We start from the raw sequence: 22491 nt of genomic DNA on the forward strand, positions 1-22491 counted from the left end.
TTTCCTCACGCCTTCATCGCACTGGCGATCAGCGCCTCGATCTGCGTCTCGACTTCGGTCCGCGCCTTCAGTTTGCCGGCAAATTCGGCGCCGGCGGCCTTGGCCGCCTCGGGCAGTGTGTCGTATTCGCTGAGCGCCTTGGCGTAGTCGCCCTGGTTGACCGCCACCTCCATACGCGCGACGGTTTCCGGCGCCCCGGCGCCTTCGACGGCGCCGATCGGCCGGACCTTGACCAGCGATTCGGCGCTCGACAACAGGTTTTGCAGGAGGCCGGCATTCTGGTCGACGGGCTCCGAGGCAGCGACCATGGCATTGGCCGAGGCGGGCATTTCGGCGGCGATCTCAGCCCGGGTCGGAACGCCCTTCTCGGCGTAGCTACGCAAGGTCGCGAGCTCCGGCGCATCGGGTGAAATCGCCGCAAAGGTGTCGAGTTCGGCCGCGAAAGGCGCACCGCGGTCGAGTGCTGCCTTCAGCGCCGATGCGGCAATGGCGAGCGCGATCTTCGGTTGCGCCGCCTGTGCCTCGAGCTTGCCGGAAAGCTGCGACACGGATTGTTCCAGCGCCGCAAGCCGGCCTTCCTGCGCTTTCGCTGTCTCGCCGGCGGATTTCACCAGTGCGTCGAGCCCGGCCAGCTTTTCGTTGAGCGGGCCGAGATCGACCGGCGCCGTATTGCCGGTCTGGCCAAAAGCCGCAATCTCCGCCTCGATCTGCCTGACCTTGTCGCCAAGGGCTGCAAGCCCGGCACTGTCGCCTGCTCCACCCTGCTCGACCGCCGATTTCAGCGCAGCGACATCCCTCTTGACCTGATCCAGGGCCGGCGACAGCCCGTCCACATTGGCCGATGCATCATTGTTGCCGGCTGTATCCTTGAGCCCGGCGATCTCGCTCTTTAGCGAAGCGATTTCGCCATTGATGCCATCGAGCGATACGCCGCCCGAGGAGGCATCACCAGCCCCTGGCGCGCCGAGCAAGCCGGCAAACTGCAGCCCTCCGGCGGCGGCGAGCGCGATGACGCCGCCGATAATGCCGGCAGCGATACCGTTGATGCCGCCACGCTTCGGCTGCGCCATGTATTTATTCCCTGTCTGGGCTTCTTTCGGCGCTTCATCAGTCCCGCTGCTGGTCCCCGTCCCGCTGGCTTTGGCGGATCCGTCGTCGAAACTGTAGTCGAAGGCCCGGTTCGCCGACGCCTCCGAGCCGGCCGGATAAGTCGGTTTGGGTCCTTCGGCACCTTTGGCGCCACCCTCTGCCGGCTCTTCCGAGCCGGCCGGCGGGGCCGCGTCGGCATGTTCCCACGGCTCGATGTCGGTCTGATCGGCATGCACGGGTTCATCAGGCGCTTCCGGCTGCGACGCGTTTGCCGCTTCCTCCGCCTTCGCCTCGTCGGTCCGCCCGTTGGCGGCATCCTCGTCGGCAACGCGCGAGACGGCGCCGGGTTCGAGCTCGATGGTCACCGGCTCACGACGGCTTTTCGAATGCCGCATCTTCGGCGTCTTGACCATGCTTGGGCTCCACAAAATTCGCTTCGGGATGGTTCAGAAAGGGTCTAGCACATCACCAAGCGGTGAAAAGGGGCGGCGTGATGACGCCGTGGCTTCGGGGTCGGTTTTGGCGAAACGCCGCAGGGCCCGTGTCTGCGCTTCAGGGAGATCAGAAACAAAAAACCCGCCTTGGCGGCGGGTCGTCGGCGCGAATGGGCACGACAAGCATTTTGTTAGCACAGCTGCCGGCACAAAGCAAGAACAAACATGCCGATACAGGCAGTCGCCCCAGCGCTGACGCCCGGGACGGGCAGGCAAGCAGCGGCAGGCGCCGGTCAGCGCCGCGCCTGCAAAAGGCCCAGCAGCGCATCTTCGCTGGGCTCAGGCGCTATCCGGATCCGGTCGCCGGCGACATCGTCCAACGCCGCGGCAATGCGCGCCGACAAAGCGAAAAAATCCGTCCTCTCAAAAACGCCAAGCAGCGCCGGCCGGCCGGCCAGTGCCTGCATCGCTGTGGCCGCGTTGGCCGAATAGAGCAGCACCGCCTCGACCGGCAGGCCGGACAAGCGCGCAAGAACGGCTTCGTCGGAATAGTCCAGCGCGACGGTATCATAGGTCTCGACGGTGCGGACGTGAACGCCTGTCGCCTGCAGCCGCTGCTCGAAACCCGGAAACCGCACGCGCCCGCACAGATAGACGATGGTCTGTCCGGCGTAATCGCCGGCAAGCGCATCCGCCAGCGCCTGGGCATCGCCGGGGCCTTCGCTGACGGAGAAGAATCCCGAAGTGTGGGCCGCTTCCGCGGTCCTTTTACCGACGGCATGGCAGGGCAAGCCGGCGAGCGCTGCGATGATTTCCTTCGGCGCGTGACGCACGGCATTGGCGCTGGTGGCGGCAACGGCCACGGCATTGTCTGCGACCCCGTCCGCATCGACCGGCAGAGCGACCGTCTCGGTCAATGGCAGCAGGATCGGCTGAAAACCCTGGTCCAAAAGCCGCTGCGCCGTGCGCGAGGCGCCCGGTTCCGGCCTCGTCACCAGGACACGAACCATGTCAGACCCAGCCGTCGAAGAATTTTTCGCCGGCCTTGGCCCGTACGGTCCTGGCGGCATCCTCGCCGATGTGGGCGGCATCCTGCACCGGGCCTTCCGCCTTGACCTCATGGGACTGCGTACCGTCCGGCGAGATTATCAGGCCGGCAAAGACAACCGTTCCGCCCGATATCGTCGCATGGCCGGCGATCGGCGTTCGGCACGACCCGTCGAGCGCTGCCAGGAAAGCGCGTTCGCAGGCCAGCGCCTGTCCGGTCGGCAAATCATGGATTGCCGTCAGCATCTTTTCCACATCGAGGTCGCCGACGCGACTTTCGATGCAGATCGCGCCCTGCCCCGGCGCCGGCGGAAAGGTGTCGAGCGGCATCAGGTCGGTGATGACATTTTCGAGCCCGAGCCGCTTCAGCCCGGCATAGGCAAGGATGGTGCCGTTGGCAACGCCCTCGTCGAGCTTGCGCAGCCGCGTCTGCACATTGCCGCGGAACATCACCACGTCGAGGTCCGGCCGCATCCGCCGGATCAGCGCCTGGCGCCGCAGCGACGACGAACCGACCTTTGCGCCGTGCGGCAATCCGGCGATCGTTTTCGCCGCCTTGCCGACGAAAGCGTCCCGGGCGTCCTCGCGTGGCAGGAAGGCGGACAGTTCCAGCCCGTCGGGCAACACCGTCGGCATGTCCTTCGACGAATGCACGGCGATGTCGATACGGCGCGCCAGCAGCGCTTCCTCGATCTCCTTGGTGAACAGGCCCTTGCCGCCGGCTTCCGACAGTGGCCGGTCCTGGATGCGGTCGCCGCTGGTCGAGATGACGACCACTTCAAATGCCTCAACCGGCATGCCGTGCGCGGCCATCAGTCGCGCCCGCGTTTCATGCGCCTGCGCCAGCGCCAGCGGGCTGCCGCGTGTTCCGATTTTCAAGGTTGTTTGCATGGCGCGCCGTCCGTGATAACCCCCGGCAGATTGAGGCCTTCCTCCTAACGGGGAAAGACTGGTTGCACAATCTCTAGGGATAGCGACGAATTGATCCGCGTTCTGGGCATTGAGACGAGTTGCGACGAGACCGCCGCGAGCGTGGTGGCGCTGGACGGCGGCGGCGCGCCGAAAATCCTGTCCGATATCGTGCTCAGCCAGATCGAGGAGCATGCCGCCTTCGGCGGCGTCGTGCCGGAAATCGCCGCGCGCGCCCATGTCGAGGCGCTGGACGGCATCATCGAGGCAGCGCTCGCCGATTCGGGCGTCGATCTCGCCGACGTCGACGCGATTGCCGCGACTGCCGGCCCCGGCCTGGTCGGCGGGCTGATCGTCGGGCTGATGACGGCCAAGGCGATCGCCGCCGCGGCGAACAAGCCGCTGATCGCCATCAACCATCTCGAAGGCCACGCGCTGACCGCGCGGCTGACCGACGGGCTCGATTTTCCCTACCTGTTGCTGCTGGTGTCCGGCGGCCACACGCAGATCGTCGCGGTGCGTGGCGTTGGCGACTATCAGCGCTGGGCGACAACCATCGACGATGCGCTCGGCGAAGCCTTCGACAAGACCGCCAAGATGCTCGGCCTGCCCTACCCCGGCGGGCCGAATGTCGAGAAGGCGGCGGCGACCGGCGACCCCGCACGCTTCGCCTTCCCGCGGCCTATGAAGGGATCGGCGCAGCCCGATTTCTCCTTTTCCGGGCTGAAGACCGCCGTGCGCCAGGCAGCAACGGCCATTGCCCCGTTGAGCGACCAGGATGTCGCCGACATCTGCGCCTCGTTCCAGGCGGCGGTGGCGGATGCGCTGGACGATCGTGTTTCGAGGGCGCTGAACCGATTCCGTCAGGAGTTTCCAGGCGAGATGGAGCCCGCGCTCGTCGTCGCCGGCGGCGTCGCTGCCAACCGGACGATCAAGGCGACTCTCGAAGCCCTATGCGAGAAAGCCGGCTTTGCTTTCGTCGCACCGCCGCTCAAACTCTGCACCGACAATGCGGCGATGATCGCCTGGGCCGGCATCGAACGGCTGCGCGTCGGCATCGCGGGTGAGAACGCCGCCGATTTCGTGCCGCGCTCGCGCTGGCCGCTGGACAGTATCTCTGCCCCGATGGTCGGCTCGGGCCGGCGCGGAGCCAAGGCATGACCGGTAGCGGGCATAAAGCGCCAAGCGGTTGGCGCATTGCCGTGCTGGGCGGCGGGGCCTGGGGCACGGCGCTGGCGCTGGCCATGCTGCGAGCCGGTCATTTCGTCCGCCTCTATGCGCGCGACCCGGAGACCGTCGCCGCGATCGACCGTGGCGAAAATCCGCGCTATCTGCCGGGCATCGCGCTCCAGGCCGGCATCGTGGCAACGAGCGACATCGAGGCCGCGCTCGACGGCGCCGACTGCGTTCTGGCGGTGGCGCCGGCGCAGTCGCTGCGCGCCATGCTGGCCACCGCGAAAACCCATATGCCGAAAGGCGCCCCGCTGGTTCTCTGCGCCAAGGGCATCGAGCGCGACACCGGCGCGCTGCTGTCGGCCATCGCTAGAGAGATCCTGCCTGAAAATCCGGTCGCCGCCCTGTCCGGCCCAAGCTTCGCCACCGACGTCGCCAGGGGCCTGCCGACGGCCGTAGTGGTCGCCGCCCGCGACGAGGATCTGGCGGCCGACCTGGCCGCCCGCTTCTCGGCGCAAAACCTGCGCTGCTATTCTAGCGACGATCTCATCGGCGTCGAGATCGGCGGCGCGCTGAAGAACGTCTTCGCCATTGCCGCCGGTGCCGTCACCGGCGCCGCGCTCGGCGCCAGCGCCCAGGCCGCCATGGTGACCCGCGGCTTCGTCGAATTGCGCCGCATCGGTGCTGCCTTCGGCGCCAGGCCGGAAACGCTGATGGGACTTTCCGGCCTCGGCGATCTTTTGCTCACCTGCTCGTCCGCCCAGTCGCGCAATTTCGCCTACGGGCTGGCGCTGGGACAAGGCAAGCCACTTGCCGGCCTGCCATTGGCCGAAGGCGTGCCGACGGCGGCGATCGCCGCCCGCATTGCCGCCGAGCGCAAGATCGATGCGCCGATCATCACCGCCGTTGCCGCCATACTGGACGGCACGATCACCATCCGCCAGGCTGTCGCGGCGCTGATGACAAGGCCGCTGAAGACTGAAACCGACGTGTAATTTCGAACAATCCGGAGATGGAAGATGCTGTTTGCGTTGATTTGCAAGGACAAGCCTGGAAGCCTGCAGGTGCGGCTCGATACCCGGCCCGAGCATGTTGCCTTCCTGGAAGGATTGAACGGCGAGAAGAAGCTGGCCTTCGCCGGTCCGTTCCTCGAGGCCGACGGCAAGCCGAACGGCAGCCTCGTCGTGGTCGAGGCGCCCGATCTGGCCGCGGCACAAGCGCTGTCGGCGGCAGACCCCTATGCCAAGGCCGGGCTGTTCGAAAGCGTCGAAATCCGGCAATGGAATTGGACCTTCAACAAGCCGGCGGCTGCCTGATCGCCAGCTGCCAGGAGGAGCAAAAAAATGAACTACTGGCTGTTCAAATCTGAACCCTCGGTCTTCTCCTTCGAGGACCTCAAGGCGAAGGGCAAAGCCGGCACGCAATGGGACGGCGTGCGCAATTATGCGGCGCGCAACAATATGAAGGCGATGCAGATCGGCGACCTCGGCTTCTTCTACCACTCCAATGACGGGCTCGATGTGGTCGGCATCGCCGAGGTCTGCGCGCTGGCTCATCAGGACACGACTACCGACGATCCGCGCTGGGAATGCGTCGATATCCGCGCCGTAAAGGATATGCCGAAGCCGGTGACGCTGGAACAGGTCAAGGCCAATCCCAAGCTTGCCGAGATGGCACTGGTCCGGCTCGGACGGCTTTCCGTGCAGCCGGTGACGCCGGCCGAATGGAAAGAGGTCTGCCGCATGGGCGGCCTGACGCCGGCTCCGTGACGGCGCTGACGCCGAACAGCGCGGAAAGCTTCATCCTCGACAACACGGCGCTGATGGCGCCGCCGCATGTGCCGGAGATCCTGCTGCATCTGGCCGACGAAGCGCATGATCTGTGGCAGCGGACCGAGGACGAACTGGCCGAAATCGGCCTGCCGCCGCCCTTCTGGGCTTTCGCCTGGGCCGGCGGCCAAGGCCTTGCCCGCTATATCCTCGACAATCCGTCTGATGTGCAGGGCAAGCGCGTGCTCGACTTTGCCTCCGGTTCCGGCCTTGTCGCCATTGCCGCGGCGAAGGCGGGCGCGGCAGAGGTGATCGCCGCCGACATCGACCCGTTCTGCGCGACCGCGATCCGCCTCAACGCCGAGGCCAATGATGTCGGGATAAAGTTCCTCGGCTCGGACTGCATCGGAGCCGATGCGGGCTGGGATGTGGTTCTGGCCGGCGACGTCTTCTACGACAAATCGTTGGCCGACCGGCTGATGCCATGGTTCGCGACGCTGAAGGCGCGCGGCGCCGACATTATCGTCGGCGATCCCGGCCGTTCCTATATGCCGCAAGCAGGACTGGAGCCGCTTGCCGTCTATGAAGTGGCGGTAACCCGGGCACTGGAAGACGCCTTGGTCAAGCGCACGACCGTCTGGCGGTTTGCTTGACGGTATCGCCGAACGGGCGTTCCATCACGCATCGATTTTGAGAGTACGCATATCGTTGTCCCAAAACCGCTGGGCACTTTTGGGCGACATGCTTCCGGGGAGGGAAATCATGGATTTTTCAGCAGTGAACTGGCTGGCGGTGATCGTCGCCGCCCTGGTGGCGTGGTTGTTCGGGGCTGCATGGTACATGGGCCTGAGCAAGCCGTGGCTCAAGGCCGCCAGGCTTGATCCGGCGACCATGAGTAAATCGCCGCTGCCCTTCGTCATCAGCTTCATTGCGGAACTTGTCATGGCGATCGTCATGTCCCTGCTTATCGGAGCGATGACCGGTGGCGAACCGAGCCTCGTTGCCGGGCTCGTCTTCGGCTTCGTTCTCTGGCTCGGATTCGTCGCCACGACGTTATCCGTCAATCATCGCTACGAAGGGTTCGGCTGGGACCTGACCATCATAGACGGCGGTCACTGGCTCGGCGTGCTGCTTATCATCGGCGCGGTGATCGGCTGGTTCGGCGCAGGGGAAGTCGCGGGCTGATCCTGCCGCCACGAAATGGTCGACGACCGCCGGCTGATCACGCAGAGCGACCTAAAGCTCATCCAAGCGTTGGTCCGGCTGCGGGTTGTGAACTTCGTTCAGGAGCCAATCCCTGAACGCCTCGATCCTGGCGTCGTTGGCCGTTCCGATGGGGTAGACCAGATGATAGGCGAAGTCGGGCGGAACCCTGATGCCAAGTTCGAATGGCCGGATCAGCCGGCCCTCGGAAAGATCGTTTGCCACCATGGCAAAATCGGCGAGCGCGACGGCATTGCCGTCGAGCGCGGCCTGAACGGCGTCGGTCGAGGTGCCGAACACGATCGTCCGGCTGTCGTCGAAATCGTCGACGCCGGCCGCCGCCATCCACATGCGCCAATTCGGCCACGTCACGCCTTGTCGCGCCCACTCGATATGAGCGAGCGTGTGATGGAAGAGATCGCGCGGCTCGCGCAGCGGCGGGCCGGAGGCCAGCAGGCTGGGGCTGCACACAGGGATGATGATGTTGTCGAACAGCCGGTGGGTGCAAAGTCCCGGATATTTTCCCGCGCCGAAACGGATACCGACATCGACGTCGTCCAGGTCGAAATCGCGCAATTCAGAGGCAATGTCGAAGCGGAGCTCGATGCCCGGCCGCTGCTTGCGAAAGTCATCGACGCGCCGCATTAGCCATTTTGTCGCGAACTGCGCGTCGAGGGTCACTTTCAGCAGCGCCGTTCCGCGCGCCATCTTGTGCGCCCGTGAGACGGCCCGGCCAAGCAGATCGAGCGCGTCGGTCGACGCCTCGAACAGCACCGCGCCCGCCTCCGTCAGCCGGATCGTGCGGCTGGTGCGCGTGAACAGCACGATGCCGAGCTGATCCTCGATTTCCTTGATCTGGTGGCTGACCGCAGCCGGCGTCAGGCCGAGCTCATCTGCGGCACGGGTGAAATTGAGGTGCCGGGCCGCCGCCTCCAGCGTCCTCAGTGCACGGGTTCCCGGCAGCAGGCGAGCCATCACAGTAGGACGAGGAGAGGCCGGTCGATCATTTTCCAATCCTCAAATAAAACTTGAAGATGCTGAGAAAACTACTCGTTTCTCATTTTAATTTCAATCCGGCATGATGGGACCATCGAAATAACATCAAACCGGATTTGACATCCGAATGAAGTGGATTGTGCCATGTCCCACATAGTTATGACTCCTGCAATCGCCCGGTCGGCCTGGCTGCGCGCGACGCTTGACTGGTTTCGCCATGCGAAAGTTGCGGTCAATCTCCCGCATCAGAATGTCGACGATCTTGCGGACCGCCAATTGCGCGATATCGGCGCCGAACGCAAGGATGTCGCGCACGTGATGGACCGGGAACTCGGCCGGCTGGGTCTGCTCGACATCGGCTGGCAGAGGCCGCGGACGTAGGGCAGTAGGGCAGTAGGGCAGCTAAAAGGTAAGCGGCGCGCCTGCGCGATCCTACTGACACTTTCTTATTCCCCTATTCCCCTATTCCCCTATTCCCCTATTCCCCTATTCCCCTACCTCACCACCTTCATCACCGTGCGATCCGACAGCAGCGGCAGCAGCCGTGCCATCGTGCGCGCCGTCACCGCGACGCAGCCTTGCGTCGGCGTGAAGCCGGGGCGCGCCAGATGAAAGAAGATGGCGCTGCCGCGCCCGCGGCGACGCGGCGAAATGTTCCAGTCGAGCACGAGGCAGGCATCATAGAGCCGGTCGGTGCGCAGCATCCGCTCGTGGCTGGCGCCATAGGGAATCCTGACCGGACGGTTGTAGTTGCGGTCATCAGGCACTTCGCACCAGCCGAGATCTGGACCGATCGGCGCCATCGCCAGCCGGGTTTTGCGGCCTCCGGAAAAATGATCGTTACGAAAGTATCCCGACAGGATCCGCATCGAACCAAGCGGCGTGGCGCCGTCGCCTTCGCGCTTGCCGGCCGATATGCCGCCGCGTCCCAGCGCACATGAAAACACCAGCTTGCCAGCCTGCAGAAGCCCCTGGCTGGCGTGGCCGGGCCTGGCGCGCACGGTGAGAACACGAAGCCCTTTTCGCAAAAATGCGCTCGCCTCATTGCGCGCGCGTTTTTTCTTGTATGATCGTGCCACGGAACAAATCATTGTGATCGGCTGTTGTGTCGGTCAGCTTCCGCATAAACAGGCAGCGGTCAACTGAATTTTCTTTTCAAAACAACGGATTGATCCATGACTTCACGCACCATTCTGATCGTCGATGACGATGACGACCTGCGCGGCACGCTCGTCGAGCAATTGTCTCTCTATGAGGAATTCGACGTCCTGCAGGAATCAACCGCCGCCAAAGGTGTCGCCACGGCCCGCGGCGGCCTCATCGATCTGCTCATCATGGATGTCGGCCTCCCCGATATGGATGGCCGCGAGGCAGTGAAGATACTGCGCAAGGGCGGCTATAAGTCGCCCATCATCATGCTGACGGGACACGACACCGATTCCGACACGATTCTCGGCCTCGAAGCCGGCGCCAACGACTATGTGACCAAGCCGTTCCGCTTCGCGGTTCTCCTGGCCCGCATCCGTGCCCAGCTTCGCCAGCATGAGCAGAGCGAAGACGCCACCTTTTCGGTCGGCCCCTACACTTTCAAGCCCAGCCAGAAGCTTCTGATTGACCAGCGCGGTGCCAAGGTGCGGCTGACCGAAAAAGAAGCCTCGATCATCAAGTATCTCTACCGCGCCGACCAGAAGGTGGTGACGCGCGACGTGCTGCTCGAGGAAGTCTGGGGCTACAATTCCGGCGTCACCACGCACACGCTGGAAACCCATGTCTATCGGCTGCGCCAGAAGATCGAGCGCGATCCTTCTAACGCAGAAATTCTTGTGACAGAAAGCGGCGGCTACAAGCTGGTTCCTTAAACATTTAATCATTCAATCAGCGGTCGGGGCAGGGGCCGCTTTCGGGTACGATCCTGAGACTGGAGGTGGTTCTGGATCGAACTCGCTGACGCATCGGACCAAAAATCGGAATCTTTTTTTCGAAAGCACGGTGCGTCGATTTCAAAGCGTTTAGCGCGTCCTTTGCGCGTTCAAAGGGATGCTCGGCGCTGTAAGGGAGGGATTGGACTGGCCGTTCGGGGACCTAGCTAGATGGCGTTGGATGACGACATCCGCATCCTGTCCGCCGTGAGGCTCTTCGAGGGCTTCACGGAGGAACAGTTGCGTCTGCTCGCCTTTGGCGCGGAAACCACCAAGCTGCAGGCCGACCACAAGCTTTACCGCGAGGACGACGAGGCCGATTGTGCCTATATCGTCGTCAGCGGGCGCATCGTGCTGTATCGCGAGCAGGATGGACCCCGCGTCCCGATAGGCACGGCCGGTCCCGGTACGATGCTGAGCGAACTGGCGCTGATCGCCGACACCAACCGGCTGACCAGCGCATCCGCCGAGATCGATTCGGAAGTGCTGCGGCTCAGCCGCAAGATGTTCCACCGCATCCTGGAGGAATATCCGGATATCGCGGTCCATCTGCACCAGCGCATCTCCGACGATTTTCTGGCAATGATGCGCCGCATCGAGGAGCTGGCGCCGCGTTTCGAGAACTGAACCCGGGTTTCAACTCGCTCTCGCAACCAATGACCCGTGAAAGCTATCGAATCAGGGCGGCAAGGCTGAGGTGTATCGAGATTCAGATCGGGCCGAGCCGAGACTGGTGGGATCCGAGAACCGGAGCGGAGCGTACTTTTGGGTACGTGAGCACCGAAAGCGCAGGAAACCACCATTCGCAGGCCGGCCTCATCTGAATATCGATACACCTAATCCAGGTCGAACCGCGCTATGACCGGCACATGATCCGACGGCCGTTCCCAGCCGCGCGCCGGCCGCAGGATCTCGTAGCCGGCAAAGCTCGGCACCAGGTTTGGCGACGACCAGACATGGTCGAGCCGCCGGCCGCGATCCGACGCTTCCCAATCCTGCGCGCGATAGCTCCACCAGGTGTAGAGCTTCTGCTCATAAGGCACGTTGAGCCGCATCAGGTCGACCCAGTCGCCGGCGAGCCGCATCGCCTCGAAATTTTCCGTCTCGACCGGCGTATGGCTGACCACCTTCAGGAGCTGCTTGTGCGACCAGACATCGTGCTCGAGCGGTGCGATGTTGAGGTCGCCGACCAGGATCGAACCGGACACTTCGTCATGCTCGGCGCGGATGGCGTTCATTTCGGCGACGAAATCGAGCTTGTGCTTGAACTTGCGGTTGATGATCGGATCGGGCTCGTCGCCGCCGGCCGGGACGTAGAAATTGTGCAGCAGGATCGCCTTTCCGCCGGCCCGCACGGTGACCGACAGATGCCGGCAGTCCTCGATCTCGCAGAAGCGGCGCTTTTCGACAATCGCGATCGGCCGGCGCGCCACCGTCGCCACCCCGTGATAGCCCTTCTGGCCGTGGAAGGCGATATGCTCGTAGCCGAGCTTGCGAAAGGCCTTCTCGGGAAACAGTTCGTCGGGAACTTTGGTTTCCTGCAGGCAGAGCACGTCCGGTGCCTGTTCGACAAGCAGGCGTTCGACGATCGGCATGCGCAAGCGGACGGAATTGATGTTCCAGGTGGCGATGGAAAAGGGCATACGGAGGGTCCGGACGGCACGGGACCGCAGGAACCTGGATAGCTCCGACGGGCTGGTGCATTTTTTGGCAAGGCAGTTCCGGAAACTACTGCCAGCCATACGCTGCAAAAACAAGCCGGGCGCAATCATTGACCCTCGCGCCGCCCCTCATTGCCCTGCCGGGCATTTCTCCCCCGGAGAAAGACGCTCGGCTCCAGCCGCGGCGCGCCTTTCTTTCAACCATGGTGGATGGCGAAATCGTCGATTACAGCGTCCTTCTCCCCGTTTACGGGGAGAAGATGGCGGTAGCCAGATGAGGGGCAGTGCTGACGTTCAGAAAGGCTTCCCACGACGAAACGCAGGAAACTACCGTTCGCAGGCCGGCATTATCTGAACATCACCATGCCTCAGCGCGACTTGGTGTTCAGCTCGCGGTTCGCCGTATAGTCGATGGCAAAGGTGTCGGGGGCGAAGCTCACGCCTTCCCTGACGTTGAAGATCATCACCGTCGTGTCCTTGCCTTGCGCATCGGTGATCGTCCATTGGCGCAATTCGTAGGTTTTCGGATCGAACATCATAGTGATCTTCGAACTGCCGAACACCGATTTGTCGGCGAGTTGAATGGTGGTGACGTCGTTCTCTTCCTTGACGCTTTTGACGCGGCCGCCGGAGAGGTCGATCTTGGTGTCGAGCAGCAGCTTGAGCGGCGTTTTCGACAGTGGGTAGAGATCGGAGGTTTTCAGCCGCTTGTTGAGGATGACCACCGACTTGCCGTCGGAAATCACCCTGAAATTCGACGTCCCGTCATAGTTGAAGCGAATCTTGCCCGGCCGTTCCAGAAAGAACTTGCCGCCGGTCTGCTCGCCCTTGGGTCCGAACTGCACGAATTCGCCGGTCATCGATTTGACCGAGGAAAAATGGTCGGCGATCTTCTGCGCGGTGGGTGGCACCGCCGCTTGCGCCGACGCCAGCAACTGGACCCCGGGCACGACGTTGATGGCCGCAGCACCTGCCAGGACCAGGCCGAGGCCAAGCAGCTGGCGGCGGGTCGGGGCAAAATCGCTAATCGTGGCGAAAGAGGAGTTTTTCATGCCGGTCACTCTCGTCTGGTTTATCTGTTGTCGCAGTGTTTGGCCCCCCAGTTGGGCTTAAGTTTGGCGGTCTAACAGCGCTTGGTCGTTGCAAACGCGCCAGAAGGGTCATAGTTGCCGCCGTCGACCTTGCAGCCGGGCAAATCCCATGGTTCTTGCCGGTCGGATCAGAACTTGTCGTCCTCCGTCGGCACCAGAATCTCGCGTTTTCCGGCATGGTTGGCCGGGCCGACAATACCTTCCTTCTCCATCTTCTCGATGATCGAGGCGGCACGGTTGTAGCCGATGCCGAGCCGGCGCTGGATGTAGCTGGTCGAGGCCTTGCCGTCGCGCAGCACCACCGCAACGGCCTGGTCGTAGGGATCGTCGGAATCCTCGAAATTGCCGCCGCCACCACCCGAGCCACCCTTGCCCGACGGCTCGTCCTCGTCCTCATCGTCATCCTCGGTAATCGCATCGAGATATTCCGGCACGCCCTGCAGCTTCAGATGCGCGACGATCTTCTCGACCTCGTCATCGGAAACGAAGGGGCCGTGTACGCGCTGGATGCGGCCGCCGCCGGCCATGTAGAGCATGTCGCCCATTCCAAGCAGCTGTTCGGCGCCCTGCTCGCCCAGGATGGTGCGGCTGTCGATCTTCGACGTCACCTGGAAGGAGATGCGGGTCGGGAAGTTGGCCTTGATCGTGCCAGTGATGACGTCGACCGACGGCCGCTGCGTCGCCATGATGACGTGGATGCCGGCGGCGCGCGCCATCTGCGCAAGGCGCTGCACCGCGCCTTCGATGTCCTTGCCAGCGACCATCATCAAATCGGCCATCTCGTCGATGATGACGACGATGTAGGGCATCGGCTCGAGATCGAGGTTTTCGGTCTCGTAGATCGCTTCGCCGGTCTGGCGGTCGAAGCCGGTCTGCACGGTGCGCGAGATTTTCTCGCCTTTCTTCTCCGCCTGCTGCACCCGCGCGTTGAAACCGTCGATGTTGCGGACGCCGACCTTTGACATTTTGCGGTAGCGGTCCTCCATCTCGCGCACGGTCCATTTCAGCGCCACCACCGCCTTCTTCGGATCGGTGACAACAGGCGTCAAAAGATGCGGGATGCCGTCATAGACAGAGAGCTCCAGCATTTTCGGGTCGATCATGATTAGCCGGCAGTCCTGCGGCGTCAGCCGGTAGAGCAGTGACAGGATCATAGTGTTGATGGCGACCGACTTGCCCGAACCGGTGGTGCCGGCGACCAGCACGTGCGGCATCTTGGCGATGTCGACGATGACCGCCTCGCCATTGATGGTCTTGCCGAGCGCCAGCGCCAGCTTGGCCTTGGTGGTCTCGAAATCGCGGCTGGCCATGATTTCCCTGAGATAGACGGTCTCGCGCTTGGCGTTCGGCAGCTCAATGCCGATGGCGTTGCGGCCCGGCACCACGGCGACGCGGCAGGCGATCGCGCTCATCGAGCGGGCGATGTCGTCGGACAGGCCGATGACCCGCGACGATTTGATGCCGGGCGCCGGCTCCAGCTCATAAAGCGTGACGACGGGGCCCGGGCGGACATGGATGATCTCGCCCTTGACGCCGAAATCCTCCAGCACGCCCTCGAGCAGGCGGGCATTCTGCTCCAGCGCGTCCTTGGACAGGCTGGCATCGCGCACGACATTCTTCGGCTCGGACAGGAAATGCAGTGACGGCATTTCGAATTGTTCGGAGCCGATCAGCGAGGTCTGGGCTTCGCGCTGGACACGGGCGCCCGGAACGGGCCGGGGCGCCGGCGCCGCGACGCGGGTGGCCGCGTCGGAGCGGAACGGCTGCACCTTCGCATTGGGCGCAGTGCTGCGCTGGCCCACGGGCTCCGGCGCAAAATCCATGTCGTCGTCATCGTCAAAAACATCGGCGTCGTCGGGATCGAGCGAGGCGCTGCGGTCGTTGACCATGGCGGCGAAGAATTCCGGCTCGACGCGGGCCCGGCCATCGGCACTCATCCGCGATTCGGCAAATTCGGCCGATTCGACCCGCTCGGCAGCGCGCCGCCAGGCGCTGGCGCGCGGTTCCATCTCTGGTTCGAAGTCATCGTGCTCCCGGCGGCGCGCGGCACGGCGGCGGAGATAGGCGCGCAACGACAGCCACCAGTGCGTGATCGCGCCAAGCGCCAGAATGCCCTCGTCGCCCTCGTCCTCGTCATTGTCGAAAAGCAGGTCGTCCTGGTCCCGGGGATCGGGCGCAGCCGGTTGCTCCAGGACCGCGAAACCGTTCTGGCGTGCAATCAGCGCCGAGCCGTAGGCAAACAGCCACAGTGCCGGCGCGGCGAGAAGCACGGCGAGCACGCTGGCGATGAGACCGGTCGGGTAGCCGCCGACGACGAAGCCGGGAATCTTGAGCACCATGTCGCCGAACACGCCGCCGAGACCGGTCGGCAGCGGCCAGGTCTTGGGGGGCACCACGCAGCCGGCGATGGCCGCGGCAAGCACCGCGTAGCCAAACCAGGCGAGCCCGCGCTTCGGCAGCCTGTCGACGCCGCGCGCCGAAAACAGCAGAAATCCCCAGACCACCGCCGGCACCAGCGCCGCGACGGCAGCAAGGCCGAAGAACTGCATGGCAAGGTCGGAGAAGACAGCGCCCACATAGCCCATGGCGTTGCTGACGATATTATCGGTGGCGTGGGAGAAGCTTGGGTCGGCGACGTTCCAGGTGGCGAGGCTGGCGATACCGAAGGCGACCAGCGCAAACAGGCCGGCACCGACCAGCCGGCCGACCTGACGCCGCGCGAACGCCCGAATGCCGTACCCCGTATCGGCCAGCGCGAGCGGTGCTGAAGCCCCTGAACGCATGCTCTTCCCCGTCTGTCGTTGCCTGGCCGATAGCGTGCGCGCAGCTCGGCAGATTCGGGTTCCAGACTATCGGCGGGAAGGTTAAGGCAGCATTAACTATAAGGGGTTGGGGGAAGTATCTTGCGGCTAGTATCTGGCCTGGCCATCTGCGCGCAAAAAAGAGGCCCGGAACGGGTCCGGGCCTCAATGCGTGAGCCCTTGCAGGAGCGTCACGACGGGATGGGAGGATGCAGGGCGGCCGAGGCCGCCCAGACAAGACTTACGAGTGCAAGGCTTACGGGTGATAGGCCGCTTCGCCATGCGCGGTGAGGTCGAGCCCTTCACGCTCTGCATCGGCTGTTGGACGCAAGCCTACGATCATATCGACGATCTTGTAGAGGATGGCGCTGCCGATGCCCGACCACAGGACGGTTACCAGGACACCCTTGAACTGCGACCACAGCTGGGTCGCCGTGCCGGCATAGCCGGCGGCGAAGTCGGCTGTCGAATAATCGACGATGCCAGCGCCGCCGAGGGCGGGGTTGACCAGGATGCCGGTGCCGAGCGCGCCGATGATGCCGCCGACGCAGTGGATGCCGAAGACATCGAGGCTGTCGTCGTAGCCGAACTTGTTCTTCACGACCGAGACGAAGAAGTAGCAGACGCAGGTGGCGACGATGCCGAGCACGATGGCGCCCATCGGACCGGCAAAGCCGGCAGCGGGTGTGACGGCGACAAGGCCGGTAACCGCGCCCGAAACCGCGCCAAGCATCGACGCTTTGCCGCGCAGCAGCGTTTCGAGCACGATCCAGGTCACTGCCGCCGCCGCCGTGGCGACGAAGGTGTTGACCATGGCCAGCACCGCGTAGGCGTTGGCTTCGAGGTTCGAACCGGCGTTGAAGCCGAACCAGCCGACCCACAGTAGCGAAGCGCCGACCATGGTCAGCGTCATCGAGTGCGGCGCCATAATGTCCTTGTTGTAGCCGATCCGCTTGCCGATCATCAGCGCGCCGACAAGGCCGGCGATGCCCGCATTGATGTGAACGACCGTGCCGCCGGCGAAGTCGATGGCGCCGAAGCCGAAGATGAGCCCCGACGGGTCGCTGTAAGCGCTCGGGCCACCCCAGAACCAGACCATATGCGCGATCGGGAAGTAGACGAATGTGACCCACAGGATGGTGAAAAGGATCACGGCGGAGAACTTAACGCGTTCGGCGAAGGCGCCGACGATCAGGGCGGGCGTGATGCAGGCGAAGCTCATCTGGAAGATGACGAACACCAGCTCAGGAATGGCGACGCCCTTGGTGAAGGTTTCCGACACCGTCGTCACGTCGACACCGGCAAGAAACATCTTGGAAAGGCCGCCGACGAAGGCATTGCCGGGGGTGAAGGCAAGGCTGTAGCCGTAGAGAACCCAGACGATCATGACCACGCTGGTGATGGTGAAGACCTGCATCAGCACCGACAGCATATTTTTGGCGCGAACCAGGCCGCCGTAGAAAAGCGCAAGGCCGGGAATGGTCATCAACAGCACCAGGATGGTGGAAATCATCATCCAGGTCGTGTCGCCCTTGTCGACGGTGAAGGCCGGCGCCGCTGGCGCTGCCGGTGCGGCCGGAGCCGCTTCCTGCGCGAATGCGGCGACCGTGCCCAGTGCTACGATAGCGAGCGAGCCCAGCAGCGCGGTGCGCGCCGCCGACTTCAAAGTAGAAGGAATATTCATTGAACTCTCCATTGGAATACGTGTCCGCAGCTCAAAGCGCGTCGGTGTCTGTTTCGCCGGTGCGAATGCGCACCGCCTGGTCGATGCCGAAAACGAAGATCTTGCCGTCGCCGATCTGACCGGTCTTGGCCGCCGCGGTGATGGCTTCGACGGCCTTGTCGACCATGTCCAGGCCGACCGCGACTTCGATCTTGATCTTCGGCAGGAAGCTGACCGCGTATTCCGCCCCGCGATAGATTTCCGTGTGTCCCTTCTGACGCCCGTAGCCTTTGACTTCGGTGACGGTCAGGCCCTGGATGCCGACTGCGGTGAGCGCTTCGCGCACCTCGTCGAGCTTGAACGGCTTGATGATTGCCATCACGATTTTCATAAGGTTTCACCCTTTGCTGTTGCGGTCCCCCGCGTTTGTACGACGTCGCCGATCCCCAAAGAGCCGGAGAGTGCCCGCTAGGATTCAAGCTCCGTGCCAGTTGCCGAAGCAGGGTGTTAACCTGTTGTTAAATAAGGGATTGGGAAAGGTTTGTCGGCTGACTGTGCATAGTCGCGACAACGCAGTTGATTAAAAAATAGGCAATTTTGCAAAAATGCCTATTCGGCGGGCGGCCGCTTCAGCCTGATCAGGCCCTCCTGAGCAACCGAGGCGATCAACGTGCCGTCGCGGGCAAACAGCGACCCGCGAGTGAACCCCCGCGACCCTTGCGTCGACGGGCTGTCCTGCGTGTAGAGCATCCAGTCGTCGAGCGGATGGCTGCGGTGGAACCACATGGCGTGATCGAGGCTCGCCGCCTGGATGTCGCTATCGAAAATGGCGCGGCCATGCGCAAAGGTCGAGGTATCGAGCAGCGTCATGTCGGAGAGATAGGCAAGCACTGCCGCCTGCGTGGCGCGATCGGCCGGAACCGGGCCGGTCGTGCGGATCCAGATGTTCTGCTTCGGCTCCAGCTTTTCCCGGCTGGTGTAATGCTCAAGCATCACCGGTTTCATCTCGATCGGCCGGTCACGCTCCCAGTAGCGCCTGATGCCGTCGGGCACGGCCTCGCCGAACTTGCCAATCAGTTCGCGCTGCGACAGCAATGTGTCGGGCGCCGGCACGTCCTGCGGCATCGGCACCTGATGCTCGAGCCCGGCCTCATCCTGCTGGAACGAGGCTTCCAGCGAAAAGATCGCCTGGCCGTGCTGGACAGCCACGACACGGCGCGTGGTGAAGGAGCCGCCGTCGCGGATGCGGTCGACCTGGTAGATGATCGGCACCTTGGTGTCGCCGGGCCGCATGAAATAGCCGTGCAGCGAATGTACGTGGCGTTCGGGCTCCACCGTTCGCTGGGCGGCGACCAGCGCCTGGGCAATGGTCTGGCCGCCGAAGACGCGCTGCCAGTCAAGTTTGGGGCTGCGACCACGGTACAGGTTGTGTTCCAGCTGCTCGAGGTCGAGAATGCCGAGAAGCTCGTCCATGGCCGCCGTCATGTTTCGCGCCCTCACCGCAAAGTGTTATGGCGGTTTCCGACAGGAATGGCGGGCAGTCAAGGCCGGAAGGGAATTTGGCCGGAAAGGAATTTGCCATGGTGGATCGCAAGGAGGATGGAAAAAACCGAACCGCGCTCGACATTCTGGTCGCCGGCGCCGGCTATGTCGGGCTTGCCGCCGCAGTATCGCTGAAACAGGCGCGACCGAGCCTGGCGGTCGCTGTCGTCGACGCCGCGCCCGCCGGCGTCTGGCAAAAGGACGGCCGCGCCTCGGCCATCGCCGCTGCCGCTTGCCGCATGCTCGACCAGCTCGGCGTCTGGGCCGAAATCGCGCCCGAAGCGCAGGCGATCACCGAAATGATCGTCACCGATTCGCGCGCTTCCGATCCGGTGCGCCCGGTGTTTCTGACCTTCGATGGCGAGGTCGCGCCCGGCGAAGCCTTTGCGCATATGGTCGCCAACCGGGATTTGAACGGCGCCTTGCGCCGGCGCGCTGAAAAACTAGGCATCGACATCATCGAAGGCGTCGCCGTCAGTGCCTTCGACGTGAACGGCGCCGGCATCACCGTGCATCTTGTCGACGGCGCGACGCTGAAGGCGCGGCTGCTGGTCGCCGCCGACGGCGTGAACTCGAAGCTGCGCGACATGGCCGGCATCAGGACGGTGAAATGGCAGTACGGCCAGTCCGGCATCGTCTGCACCGTGGCGCATGAACGGCCGCACAATGGCCGCGCCGAAGAGCATTTTCTGCCAGCCGGCCCCTTTGCCACGCTGCCGCTCAAGCCGGACAAGGACGGGACCAACCGCTCGTCGATCGTCTGGGTCGAGCGGTCGGAAGATGCCGAAAAACTGGTCGACGGCGACGACCTCGTCTTCGAGCACGAGCTCGAACAGCGGTTTGGCCTGAAGCTCGGCGAAATCCGCGTCGCCGACAAGCCGCGCGCCTGGCCGCTCGGCCTGACGCTTGCCCGCGCCTTCGTCGCGCCGCGCATTGCGCTCGCCGGCGACGCCGCCCACGGCATCCACCCGATCGCCGGCCAGGGCCTCAATCTCGGCTTCAAGGATGTGGCGGCACTGGCTGAAGTGGTGGTCGAGGCCGACCGGCTCGGCCAGGATATCGGTGCGCTCGACGTGCTCGAACGCTATCAGCAGTGGCGGCGTTTCGACACGCTGCAGATGGGCATCACCACCGATGTCCTGAACCGGCTGTTTTCCAACGACATCAGCCCGTTGCGCGCCGTCCGCGACATCGGCCTAGGCCTGGTCGAACGCATGCCGCGGCTGAAGGATTTCTTCATCCGCCAGGCGTCCGGTCTGTCCGGCGACACGCCGAAGCTGCTCAAGGGCGAGGCGATCTGAGCCCGGAAGGGCAGCAAACCAATATTGAGCGCCAGGCAATTTCGTTCAATTGACCTCGAAGCCCAGCTTCTGCCGCAGCCGCAGTATCCGCTGGTCGGATATCTTCAGAGGTTGCTCGCCAGCCTGCGCCGCGCGGTTCACCATCTGCAGCAAATCGTTTCGCTCAGTCACATCCAGACGTTCGCGCAGGAACGGCGCCAGCTTGTCGATGACAACAGTGGCATCGTCAATCTGTGACGCCGCCCATTTGGCGTAGACCACGGCCTCATCCGTCTTCTTCTCGTCTGCAATTTCGGAAATCACCAACCGAATCGCGGCTTCGCGCTGCGGCAGGACAGGGCCGTTCTCGGAAACGATGGCGGTGATCAGCGTCGCGGCCGCCACGACCGGATCGTCGATCGCCGTCAGCGGTGAGAGCGCCGCCTGCTTGCGCAGTCTCTTGCGGCGAATGTTCCCTTGCACACGGCCGACGACGTCCGCGACCTCGCGCGCCGCATCGTTCATGGCCTTCATCCGATACCACCAGAACGCCGCCGCTCCCAACAGCCCAATTGCAGCAATCAGTATATGCATGCCCGTGATCCCCAAACCGCAGCGACGATAGGAGAAGTGCAGCCTCGCTTCAACACGCAAAAGTTGCGCCCGCAGAAGAAACACTGATTCAGCCGGACGCAAAACAGAATAATCTCTAGGACCCCGGCACGTTGTAGATCGCCCTGACCTCGATCGTGCCGATTTCGGCCAGAGGGATGCCGCCGGCAATCTCCATCGCCTCGTCGATATCCCCGGCCTCGATCATGACGAAGCCGAGCAATTGCTCCTTGGTCTCGGCGAAAGGGCCGTCGGTGACCAGCCGCCTGCCCTTGCGCCGGCGCACGCTTTTCGCGGTCTTCACCGATTGCAGCGCCTGCGCGATGATCAGCCGGCCGCTTTGCTCCACCGATTTGTCATAAGCCAGCGAGTCGGCGTCGAGCTTGGCCAACCTCTCCGGGCTCATTGCATAAAGCTCCTTTTCCTCACCGTAGACCAGGCAAACATATTTCATCTCTCATCTTCCTTGTTGGGACGAACCGTTGGCAGCCGAGGTCCCAGCCGGGCTTTTGACCGCCGCATGATCGATAAGCGAAACCGCAATCCCGATGATGGCGACCGCCGCAAGCAGTCGACCGAAACCGGAAGGTGACCGATGCAACCAGTCGGCTTCTTGTTCAGCCGCCTTTCGGCCGGTGTCTCTCCAGTGGGCAGAAAACAAATCATTCATGTGATCCTCCATCCGGCCACGAAACCCGTGGCCGCCCGCAGGACGGCCGAGGCAGATGGAAGTCGACATTTTGCACGCGGATTTTTTTGCTTCGCCATTGGCGCGAAAGCACGGGTGGCCTTCGCGCCCGCGCGCGCTATAGTCGATCAGACGCCGATCACGGCTGAGCCACCGCATCAAGGAGGAATTCATGGACCGCACCGCAAACGCCGTCTGGAAAGGCAATCTGAAAGAGGGCAAGGGCACGCTCGACACGCAGAGCGGGACCCTGAAAGGCACGCCTTACTCGTTCAAGATGCGCTTCGAGGACGAGAGCGGCAAATCCGGCACCAATCCGGAGGAACTGATCGCAGCGGCGCATGCCGGTTGCTTTGCCATGCAGCTTTCGCATGTCCTGGCCGAGAACGGCACCCCCGCCACCGAACTCGACGCCAAGGCCGTGGTGACGCTGATTCCGGGCACCGGCATCACCGGCAGCGCGCTCACACTGGTCGGCAAAGTGCCAGGCATCGATGCCGCGAAATTCCAGGAGCTGGCTGAACAGGCCAAGGCCGGGTGTCCGGTCTCGAAGGCGCTCGGCGCGATAAAAGTGTCACTCGACGCCAAGCTCCGCTGAGCGGCCGAACCTCGCG

25 protein-coding genes are annotated in these 22491 nt (G+C 63.6%); 11 read left to right on the forward strand and 14 right to left on the reverse strand.

The genetic code is table 11. The features are described from left to right. Positions 1-5 precede the first annotated feature (5 nt). The 3 genes from ACWUKX_RS13005 to hemC form a co-directional block, all read right to left on the reverse strand. Positions 6-1502 carry a COG4223 family protein gene (locus tag ACWUKX_RS13005; protein ID WP_456007138.1) on the reverse strand — a complete coding sequence of 499 codons (1497 nt, stop codon included), beginning with the start codon at positions 1500-1502 and terminating at the stop codon, positions 6-8. Positions 1503-1816: 314 nt separating this feature from the next. Then, a complete protein-coding gene (locus ACWUKX_RS13010) occupies positions 1817-2533 on the reverse strand; it encodes a uroporphyrinogen-III synthase (RefSeq protein ID WP_456007140.1) in 717 nt (238 codons plus the stop codon). Between the two features lies 1 nt (position 2534). After that, the gene (gene hemC / locus ACWUKX_RS13015; RefSeq protein ID WP_456007142.1) at positions 2535-3461 is read right to left on the reverse strand and encodes a hydroxymethylbilane synthase; all 927 of its coding nucleotides are present in this window, start codon (positions 3459-3461) and stop codon (positions 2535-2537) included. Between the two features lie 93 nt (positions 3462-3554). Here hemC and tsaD point away from each other — a divergent pair, with 93 nt between their 5' ends. The 6 genes from tsaD to ACWUKX_RS13045 all read left to right on the forward strand — a co-directional run bounded on the left by tsaD (position 3555) and on the right by ACWUKX_RS13045 (position 7606). Beyond that, complete coding sequence (gene tsaD, locus ACWUKX_RS13020) at positions 3555-4640, forward strand: tRNA (adenosine(37)-N6)-threonylcarbamoyltransferase complex transferase subunit TsaD (protein WP_456007323.1); 1086 nt, start codon at positions 3555-3557, stop codon at positions 4638-4640. Beyond that, positions 4637-5647, forward strand: coding sequence for an NAD(P)H-dependent glycerol-3-phosphate dehydrogenase (locus tag ACWUKX_RS13025; RefSeq protein ID WP_456007144.1), 1011 nt, complete (start codon positions 4637-4639; stop codon positions 5645-5647). The genes tsaD and ACWUKX_RS13025 overlap by 4 nt, the downstream gene beginning before the upstream one ends. Before the next feature lie 24 nt (positions 5648-5671). Next, positions 5672-5968, forward strand: coding sequence for a YciI-like protein (locus ACWUKX_RS13030; protein WP_065007224.1), 297 nt, complete (start codon positions 5672-5674; stop codon positions 5966-5968). 27 nt (positions 5969-5995) lie between these two features. Next, a complete protein-coding gene (locus tag ACWUKX_RS13035; RefSeq protein ID WP_029349291.1) occupies positions 5996-6421 on the forward strand; it encodes an EVE domain-containing protein in 426 nt (141 codons plus the stop codon). Between the two features lie 53 nt (positions 6422-6474). Beyond that, positions 6475-7074, forward strand: a complete 600-nt coding sequence (locus ACWUKX_RS13040; RefSeq protein ID WP_456007325.1) for a class I SAM-dependent methyltransferase — start codon at positions 6475-6477, stop codon at positions 7072-7074. A 109-nt stretch (positions 7075-7183) separates the two neighbouring features. Beyond that, positions 7184-7606: a DUF1761 domain-containing protein gene (locus ACWUKX_RS13045; protein ID WP_456007146.1), complete on the forward strand. Its 423-nt coding sequence runs from the start codon at positions 7184-7186 to the stop codon at positions 7604-7606. 51 nt (positions 7607-7657) lie between these two features. Here the strand turns inward: ACWUKX_RS13045 and gcvA are convergent, their stop codons facing one another. Continuing rightward, the gene (gene gcvA, locus ACWUKX_RS13050; RefSeq protein ID WP_456007148.1) at positions 7658-8599 is read right to left on the reverse strand and encodes a transcriptional regulator GcvA; all 942 of its coding nucleotides are present in this window, start codon (positions 8597-8599) and stop codon (positions 7658-7660) included. A gap of 165 nt (positions 8600-8764) precedes the next feature. Here gcvA and ACWUKX_RS13055 point away from each other — a divergent pair, with 165 nt between their 5' ends. Beyond that, positions 8765-9001 (forward strand): hypothetical protein, encoded by a 237-nt coding sequence (locus ACWUKX_RS13055; RefSeq protein WP_456007150.1) that lies wholly within the window; start codon positions 8765-8767, stop codon positions 8999-9001. A 113-nt stretch (positions 9002-9114) separates the two neighbouring features. Here ACWUKX_RS13055 and ACWUKX_RS13060 read toward each other — a convergent pair whose 3' ends face one another. Then, positions 9115-9711, reverse strand: coding sequence for a L,D-transpeptidase family protein (locus ACWUKX_RS13060; RefSeq protein ID WP_456007152.1), 597 nt, complete (start codon positions 9709-9711; stop codon positions 9115-9117). An 84-nt stretch (positions 9712-9795) separates the two neighbouring features. Between ACWUKX_RS13060 and ACWUKX_RS13065 the strand changes: the two genes are divergently transcribed. Both ACWUKX_RS13065 and ACWUKX_RS13070 read left to right on the forward strand, forming a co-directional pair. After that, entirely contained in the window at positions 9796-10479 is a 684-nt protein-coding gene (locus ACWUKX_RS13065; RefSeq protein WP_029349304.1) for a response regulator transcription factor, read from the forward strand. A 231-nt stretch (positions 10480-10710) separates the two neighbouring features. Beyond that, positions 10711-11166 (forward strand): cyclic nucleotide-binding domain-containing protein, encoded by a 456-nt coding sequence (locus ACWUKX_RS13070; protein ID WP_456007154.1) that lies wholly within the window; start codon positions 10711-10713, stop codon positions 11164-11166. 209 nt (positions 11167-11375) lie between these two features. Here the strand turns inward: ACWUKX_RS13070 and ACWUKX_RS13075 are convergent, their stop codons facing one another. The 6 genes from ACWUKX_RS13075 to tesB all read right to left on the reverse strand — a co-directional run bounded on the left by ACWUKX_RS13075 (position 11376) and on the right by tesB (position 19240). Further along, entirely contained in the window at positions 11376-12182 is an 807-nt protein-coding gene (locus tag ACWUKX_RS13075; RefSeq protein WP_065007232.1) for an exodeoxyribonuclease III, read from the reverse strand. Between the two features lie 386 nt (positions 12183-12568). Then, positions 12569-13252, reverse strand: coding sequence for an outer-membrane lipoprotein carrier protein LolA (locus ACWUKX_RS13080; protein WP_455840863.1), 684 nt, complete (start codon positions 13250-13252; stop codon positions 12569-12571). A 167-nt stretch (positions 13253-13419) separates the two neighbouring features. Continuing rightward, positions 13420-16074, reverse strand: a complete 2655-nt coding sequence (locus ACWUKX_RS13085) for a DNA translocase FtsK 4TM domain-containing protein (RefSeq protein ID WP_456007156.1) — start codon at positions 16072-16074, stop codon at positions 13420-13422. Positions 16075-16348: 274 nt separating this feature from the next. After that, on the reverse strand, positions 16349-17776 hold the full coding sequence (locus ACWUKX_RS13090; RefSeq protein ID WP_456007158.1) for an ammonium transporter: 1428 nt from the start codon (positions 17774-17776) through the stop codon (positions 16349-16351). Between the two features lie 31 nt (positions 17777-17807). Continuing rightward, positions 17808-18146: a P-II family nitrogen regulator gene (locus tag ACWUKX_RS13095; RefSeq protein WP_023800571.1), complete on the reverse strand. Its 339-nt coding sequence runs from the start codon at positions 18144-18146 to the stop codon at positions 17808-17810. A 218-nt stretch (positions 18147-18364) separates the two neighbouring features. Further along, positions 18365-19240, reverse strand: a complete 876-nt coding sequence (gene tesB / locus ACWUKX_RS13100) for an acyl-CoA thioesterase II (RefSeq protein ID WP_029349314.1) — start codon at positions 19238-19240, stop codon at positions 18365-18367. 95 nt (positions 19241-19335) lie between these two features. Here tesB and ACWUKX_RS13105 point away from each other — a divergent pair, with 95 nt between their 5' ends. Continuing rightward, positions 19336-20598, forward strand: coding sequence for a ubiquinone biosynthesis hydroxylase (locus ACWUKX_RS13105; RefSeq protein WP_456007160.1), 1263 nt, complete (start codon positions 19336-19338; stop codon positions 20596-20598). A 45-nt stretch (positions 20599-20643) separates the two neighbouring features. Here the strand turns inward: ACWUKX_RS13105 and ACWUKX_RS13110 are convergent, their stop codons facing one another. The 3 genes from ACWUKX_RS13110 to ACWUKX_RS13120 all read right to left on the reverse strand — a co-directional run bounded on the left by ACWUKX_RS13110 (position 20644) and on the right by ACWUKX_RS13120 (position 22051). Continuing rightward, a complete protein-coding gene (locus ACWUKX_RS13110; RefSeq protein WP_456007327.1) occupies positions 20644-21171 on the reverse strand; it encodes a hypothetical protein in 528 nt (175 codons plus the stop codon). Between the two features lie 115 nt (positions 21172-21286). Continuing rightward, on the reverse strand, positions 21287-21643 hold the full coding sequence (locus tag ACWUKX_RS13115) for a YciI family protein (protein WP_456007162.1): 357 nt from the start codon (positions 21641-21643) through the stop codon (positions 21287-21289). Between the two features lie 3 nt (positions 21644-21646). Next, positions 21647-22051 (reverse strand): hypothetical protein, encoded by a 405-nt coding sequence (locus ACWUKX_RS13120; protein WP_456007164.1) that lies wholly within the window; start codon positions 22049-22051, stop codon positions 21647-21649. On the opposite strand from ACWUKX_RS13120, the gene ACWUKX_RS13125 reads away from it, so the two are divergent. After that, positions 22050-22475, forward strand: a complete 426-nt coding sequence (locus ACWUKX_RS13125) for an OsmC family protein (RefSeq protein WP_456007166.1) — start codon at positions 22050-22052, stop codon at positions 22473-22475. The genes ACWUKX_RS13120 and ACWUKX_RS13125 overlap by 2 nt on opposite strands. The last annotated feature ends 16 nt before the right edge of the window (positions 22476-22491 follow it).

The sequence above is a fragment of the Mesorhizobium sp. f-mel genome, assembly GCF_053850215.1.

Coding starts and splice junctions, on each gene's coding strand:
- ACWUKX_RS13095 (WP_023800571.1), bottom strand. CDS start 18,146: ATGAAAATCGTGATGGCAATCATCAAGCCGTTCAAGCTCGACGAGGTG.
- ACWUKX_RS13060 (WP_456007152.1), bottom strand. CDS start 9,711: ATGATTTGTTCCGTGGCACGATCATACAAGAAAAAACGCGCGCGCAAT.
- ACWUKX_RS13040 (WP_456007325.1), top strand. CDS start 6,475: ATGGCGCCGCCGCATGTGCCGGAGATCCTGCTGCATCTGGCCGACGAA.
- ACWUKX_RS13025 (WP_456007144.1), top strand. CDS start 4,637: ATGACCGGTAGCGGGCATAAAGCGCCAAGCGGTTGGCGCATTGCCGTG.
- ACWUKX_RS13115 (WP_456007162.1), bottom strand. CDS start 21,643: ATGAAATATGTTTGCCTGGTCTACGGTGAGGAAAAGGAGCTTTATGCA.
- hemC (WP_456007142.1), bottom strand. CDS start 3,461: ATGCAAACAACCTTGAAAATCGGAACACGCGGCAGCCCGCTGGCGCTG.
- ACWUKX_RS13045 (WP_456007146.1), top strand. CDS start 7,184: ATGGATTTTTCAGCAGTGAACTGGCTGGCGGTGATCGTCGCCGCCCTG.
- ACWUKX_RS13065 (WP_029349304.1), top strand. CDS start 9,796: ATGACTTCACGCACCATTCTGATCGTCGATGACGATGACGACCTGCGC.
- ACWUKX_RS13030 (WP_065007224.1), top strand. CDS start 5,672: ATGCTGTTTGCGTTGATTTGCAAGGACAAGCCTGGAAGCCTGCAGGTG.
- ACWUKX_RS13120 (WP_456007164.1), bottom strand. CDS start 22,051: ATGAATTCCTCCTTGATGCGGTGGCTCAGCCGTGATCGGCGTCTGATC.
- ACWUKX_RS13070 (WP_456007154.1), top strand. CDS start 10,711: ATGGCGTTGGATGACGACATCCGCATCCTGTCCGCCGTGAGGCTCTTC.
- ACWUKX_RS13055 (WP_456007150.1), top strand. CDS start 8,765: ATGTCCCACATAGTTATGACTCCTGCAATCGCCCGGTCGGCCTGGCTG.
- ACWUKX_RS13125 (WP_456007166.1), top strand. CDS start 22,050: ATGGACCGCACCGCAAACGCCGTCTGGAAAGGCAATCTGAAAGAGGGC.
- ACWUKX_RS13075 (WP_065007232.1), bottom strand. CDS start 12,182: ATGCCCTTTTCCATCGCCACCTGGAACATCAATTCCGTCCGCTTGCGC.
- ACWUKX_RS13080 (WP_455840863.1), bottom strand. CDS start 13,252: ATGAAAAACTCCTCTTTCGCCACGATTAGCGATTTTGCCCCGACCCGC.
- tesB (WP_029349314.1), bottom strand. CDS start 19,240: ATGACGGCGGCCATGGACGAGCTTCTCGGCATTCTCGACCTCGAGCAG.
- gcvA (WP_456007148.1), bottom strand. CDS start 8,599: ATGGCTCGCCTGCTGCCGGGAACCCGTGCACTGAGGACGCTGGAGGCG.
- ACWUKX_RS13110 (WP_456007327.1), bottom strand. CDS start 21,171: ATGCATATACTGATTGCTGCAATTGGGCTGTTGGGAGCGGCGGCGTTC.
- ACWUKX_RS13105 (WP_456007160.1), top strand. CDS start 19,336: ATGGTGGATCGCAAGGAGGATGGAAAAAACCGAACCGCGCTCGACATT.
- ACWUKX_RS13005 (WP_456007138.1), bottom strand. CDS start 1,502: ATGGTCAAGACGCCGAAGATGCGGCATTCGAAAAGCCGTCGTGAGCCG.
- ACWUKX_RS13085 (WP_456007156.1), bottom strand. CDS start 16,074: ATGCGTTCAGGGGCTTCAGCACCGCTCGCGCTGGCCGATACGGGGTAC.
- ACWUKX_RS13010 (WP_456007140.1), bottom strand. CDS start 2,533: ATGGTTCGTGTCCTGGTGACGAGGCCGGAACCGGGCGCCTCGCGCACG.
- ACWUKX_RS13090 (WP_456007158.1), bottom strand. CDS start 17,776: ATGAATATTCCTTCTACTTTGAAGTCGGCGGCGCGCACCGCGCTGCTG.
- ACWUKX_RS13035 (WP_029349291.1), top strand. CDS start 5,996: ATGAACTACTGGCTGTTCAAATCTGAACCCTCGGTCTTCTCCTTCGAG.